We start from the raw sequence: 4,623 nt of genomic DNA, 5'->3' as shown, positions 1-4,623 counted from the left end.
GGGACTGCTGGGCGGCCGGATAGTCCCGCAGCAGCCGCGAGTTGCCGCCGCCGCCACTGATCGCTCCGATCCCGTCGAACGTCCGGCCGCCCTGCGAACCGTCCACCGTGATGGAGGTCGTCGCCGCCTGGGCCGGGAAGCTGCTGACCGCCAGGACAGCAGCGAGCAGCGCCAGCACCCACAAAGGGGCCAGTCGCCTGAGTCGGGTCATCACTGACACCTTCCAGTCGGGGGGATTGGCGCACAGTGTGCGGTCGTGTTGAGTTGGCGGTCAACCCCGCTGCAAACAAAAACGAAACCAGACAACGGAGTTGCGGTTACTCCGCGTCCCGGGAATGCCGCTCGACCAGCGCGAGCGCCACGACCGCACAAGGCCTCCTCAGAGCTACCGCGATGTCGAGATGCCGGTCCGCCGCCGCCCGGGCGCGCCCAACCGCCACAAGCGCGAGTCGGTACCAGCACCGGGACCGCGCACCCCGGCCGCGCACCCGGGCGAAGCCGGATCTCACACCCCGGCTCGCACCCACAGCCCTCCCGCACCTTCGGGCGAGGGCCGCGCTGTTCGTGACCCTGCGCTCAACACGCCCTGAACAGCGGTTCTGTCAGCAGCGATCGGCAGGGCGACCCTCCCCTGGACCAGAGATAGGAACGCCCAGGTTCCTACATTTGTGATCCTTTACCGCTCACCCGACGTGGGATCGCGTGTGTCATTTTTGTCGTTTGTGTTGACACGGTGCGCACACGGGGCCTTTGCTATCGGGCGTTCAGCCTCGGCCGCGGCCCCTGCCGCCGTCCGACAAGGAGACGCCATGATGAGAGGCGTGCGCATCGTCCTGCGCGCCTTACCCGCCCGTCCCGCCGTTGTGCCTCCGCTCATCGTCGCGGCTTCGCCGGGGAGTCGAGGGCGCCGCTCGGCGACTGCTAGACAACGTTGTCGCGTCGGCGCTTCCTACTCCTCGCCACTGTCCCCCACCAGTGAGGAACACCGATGAACGGCACTGTGATGAAGAAATACGCGGCACCGCTGGTCGCCGCGGTCTTGGCGGCGGCCGGTCTGGGCGCAGCTGGGCCCGCTGTCGCGGCCGCCGCCGCTCCGACCGCCGCGCAGCCTGCCTCGCTCCGGCTGATGCCGCTGGGCGACTCGATCACCTGGGGCGTCGGCAGCCCCTCCGGCAACAGCTACCGCGGCTTCCTGTGGAACGAACTGGCCGCCGAGGGCCATGCGCTGGACTTCGTGGGCTCCGGCCGCAACGGCCCGATGTCCGACCCGGACAACGAAGGCCACTCCGGCTGGCGGATCGACCAGATCGCCGGCATCGCCGACTCGGTGCTGGCCACCTACCGGCCCAACGTTGTGACGCTGGAGATCGGAACCAACGACCTCAACGGCAACTACCAGCCCACCACGGCCACCGACCGCCTGTCCGCGCTGATCGACCAGATCACCAACGACGCCCCCGACGCCACCGTCCTGGTCGGCACCCTGATCGTCTCCACCGCCACGACCGAGGAGCAGTACCGGGCGGACTTCAACGCCAAACTCCCCGGCATCGTCCAGGCCAAGCAGGCCGCCGGCAAGCACGTCCGCCTGGTCGACATGAGCGCGCTGACCCCGTCGGACCTGTCGGACGCCCTGCACCCGAACGACAACGGCTACAGCAAGATGGCCGACGCCTTCAACGCCGGCGTGCAGGCCGCCGACGCCGCCGGCTGGATCAACGCCCCCGCGGCGCTGGGCGCACCGGTGAAGTCCGGGATCTCCGGCAAGTGCCTGGACGTCAACACCGGCAGCAGCGCCAACGGCACGAAGGTGCAGGTCTGGGGCTGCAACAACACCGCCGCCCAACTGTGGTCCGCCCGCAGCGACGGCACGCTCCGCGCACTGGGCAAGTGCCTGGACGCCACCGCCGGCGACACCGCCAACGGCACCCCCGTCGAGATCTGGGACTGCAACGGCGGCGGCAACCAGACCTGGCAGCCCTACAACGGCGGCTACCGCAACCCCGCCTCCGGCCGCTGCCTCGACGACCCCGCCTCCTCCACCACCGACGGCACCCAACTCGAGCTGTGGGACTGCAACGGCGGCGCCAACCAGCAGTGGACCACCCTCCCGGTCTCCTGACACATCCCCACCCGGTCCCTGCACGGCACTCCCGCGCCGGCTCCGGACACGCACCCGGGTGTCGCGGCCGCAAGGCGCCCCCTTGCGGCCCCGGCGGCCGGCCCTCCCCCCATGCACCACCGACAGAACGGTTCTGCGAACGATGAGACGACTCCCCTGCCTCGCCGCAGCGAGCGCGACGGTCATGCTGGCCGCCGCGAGCATGCTCACCGGCGCACCCAGCGCGCACGCCGCCACCCTGCCCTCACCGGACAGCGTCTTCCAGAGCTGGAACGACAACTTCCTGGTGACCGGCGGCAACACCGGCACCTACTACACCGATGAGCTCAAGAGCAAGGGCACCGAACGGGCGGGCACCTGGATCGGCGCCCTGGACATCCTGGTCGCCGACGACGTGTACCAGCGCACCCGCACCCCCACCGACCGGCAGCGGGTCAGCGACCTGGTGAGCACCTTCCTGAACAAGGAAGGCACCAACTGGACCTCCTGGGACGGCTGGAACGACGACATCGCCTGGATGATCACCGCAACCCTGGAAGGCTACAAGGCCACCGGCAACACCAGCTGGCTCACCACCGCGGCCGACCAGTGGAACTCCACCTTCAACCGCGGCTGGACCGGCGACGGCGGCGGCGGAATCTGGGAGAACGACACCGACTACAGCAAGTGCGCCCTGAGCAACGACCCCATGATCAGCACCGGGGTCGGCCTGTACGAGATCACCGGCGACGGCACCTACCTGACCAAGGCCGAGCAGATCTACGCCTGGATGCGCGGCCACGTCGTCAACACCTCCAGCGGCGTCGTCAACGAGTGCGTCGCCTTCCCCAACGGCAAAAGCGGCTCCACCACCGTGCAGACCTCGGACAACGCGTACAACGCCGGGTCCTGGATCGAGGCGGCGGACGACCTGTACCGGGCCACCGGCGACACCTCGTACCGGGACGACGCCCAGCGCACCGCCGACCACTTCATGAACAACGTGCCCATCGTGGCCAACAACGGGACGCGCGGCAGCTCTTACCAGTACTGGCTGTTCAAGGGCATGAGCGACTTCTGCACCGACGCGAATCTCTGCGGCCGCTACAGCGCCTACATGAACTCCAACGCCGCCCAGGCGTGGAGCGAGCGCAACAGCGCAAACCTCACCTGGAACGATTGGACCAAGCCCACCAACGACGCCAACCCCGACGCCTTCGAGATGAACGGCATGGTCGCCCTGTTCCAGGTCCTGCCGAACACGGCCGCGTCACCGTTCTCGGGTGATTACCAGATCAAGAACGCCACCAGCGGCCTGTCCCTGGCCGTGCAGAACAGCTCCACCGCCAACTCCGCCCCGATCGTGCAAGGCACGGACACCACAGACGGCAGTACGTCCTGGTCTTTCGTCCCGGAGAGCAACGGCTACTACGAGATCAAGAACACCCACAGCGGTCAGCTGGTCAACATCAGCGCGGCTTCAGGCAAGCCGGGCGGCCTGGCCGTGCAGTGGCCGGCCGGCAGCACCGCCCAGGGCAACGACCAGTGGAAGCCGGTCCGCAACGCCGACGGTACCTGGTCCTTCTACAACCGCAACAGCCAGTTCGCCCTCGACGACCCCGCCGGAAGCACCGCGTCCGGCACCCAGTACGAGCAGTGGAATCCCACCGACGGCAGCAACCAGCGCTTTACCCTCACCTCCCGCTCGACCGGCGCCGCACGGTCCGCCGGCACCGGCCCGGTGCGGTCGGGCGTGGCCGGCAAGTGTCTCGACCTGACCGGGGGCAACCCGGCGAACGGCGCCAAGGCCGAGCTGTGGTCGTGCAACGGCGGCGCCAACCAGTCCTGGTCCCTGGCACCGGACAACACCCTGCGCATCTCCGGCAAGTGCCTGGACGCCACCGCGGGCGGCACGGCCAACGGCACGCTGCTGGAGATCTGGGACTGCACCGGCGGCGGCAACCAGACCTGGCAGCCCTACAACGGCGGCTACCGCAACCCCGCCTCCGGCCGCTGCGTCGACGACCCCGGCGCCACCACCACCGACGGCACCCAACTGGAGCTGTGGGACTGCAACGGAACAGCCGCTCAGATCTGGTCACTGCCCGGCTCGTGATCGGCTGAGAGCCTTCGGAGAGCCGCCCGGACCCATGGGGGTCGGGCGGCTGTCCGCCGTACCCGGAACATCGAAGAGACCGGATGCTGTTCGCTTATGTTTTTTTATTCTTGATATTGACCGGATAACTAACAGATCGACACACTGAGCGCCATCCTCCTCCAAAGAAGGGTGTCAACCATGCCCCGAGTGCTGACTCGCGTGTGGAGACTCACGTCGCTGTGGGTGCTGGCGCTGCTCGCCGCGCTGCTGACCGCGAGCACGACAACGGCCCACGCCGATCCCGAAACGTCGATCAGTGTGGACGGCGGCCAAAGCGGCCGGACGTTCGACGGGATCGGAGCGATCAGCGGCGGCGGCGGCAACTCCCGCCTGCTGAACGACTATCCCGCCGCCCAGCAGAAAC

The 4,623-nt window shown here is 68.4% G+C and carries 4 protein-coding genes; 3 read left to right on the top strand and 1 reads right to left on the bottom strand.

What is annotated here, in order from left to right:
- The coding region (locus GA0115240_RS13120) for a hypothetical protein (protein ID WP_141708823.1) at positions 1–211 on the bottom strand (211 nt) is incomplete at its 3' end.
- Positions 212–1,003: 792 nt separating this feature from the next.
- Between GA0115240_RS13120 and GA0115240_RS13115 the strand changes: the two genes are divergently transcribed.
- From GA0115240_RS13115 to GA0115240_RS36135, 3 genes are all read left to right on the top strand, one after another.
- The gene (locus tag GA0115240_RS13115) at positions 1,004–2,122 is read left to right on the top strand and encodes an SGNH/GDSL hydrolase family protein (RefSeq protein WP_093736859.1); all 1,119 of its coding nucleotides are present in this window, start codon (positions 1,004–1,006) and stop codon (positions 2,120–2,122) included.
- A 142-nt stretch (positions 2,123–2,264) separates the two neighbouring features.
- Complete coding sequence (locus tag GA0115240_RS13110) at positions 2,265–4,217, top strand: RICIN domain-containing protein (protein ID WP_093736858.1); 1,953 nt, start codon at positions 2,265–2,267, stop codon at positions 4,215–4,217.
- 189 nt (positions 4,218–4,406) lie between these two features.
- Positions 4,407–4,623, top strand: a 217-nt coding sequence (locus GA0115240_RS36135; RefSeq protein ID WP_141708822.1) for a hypothetical protein, incomplete at its 3' end; no start/stop codon positions are given.

This window comes from Streptomyces sp. DvalAA-14 (assembly GCF_900091855.1).
Lineage (GTDB): Bacteria > Actinomycetota > Actinomycetes > Streptomycetales > Streptomycetaceae > Actinacidiphila.
The sequence above is the reverse complement of the archived record's forward strand: the minus strand, read 5'-3'. Positions and strand labels throughout refer to the sequence as shown.

Coding starts and splice junctions, on each gene's coding strand:
- GA0115240_RS13115 (WP_093736859.1), top strand. CDS start 1,004: ATGAAGAAATACGCGGCACCGCTGGTCGCCGCGGTCTTGGCGGCGGCC.
- GA0115240_RS13110 (WP_093736858.1), top strand. CDS start 2,265: ATGAGACGACTCCCCTGCCTCGCCGCAGCGAGCGCGACGGTCATGCTG.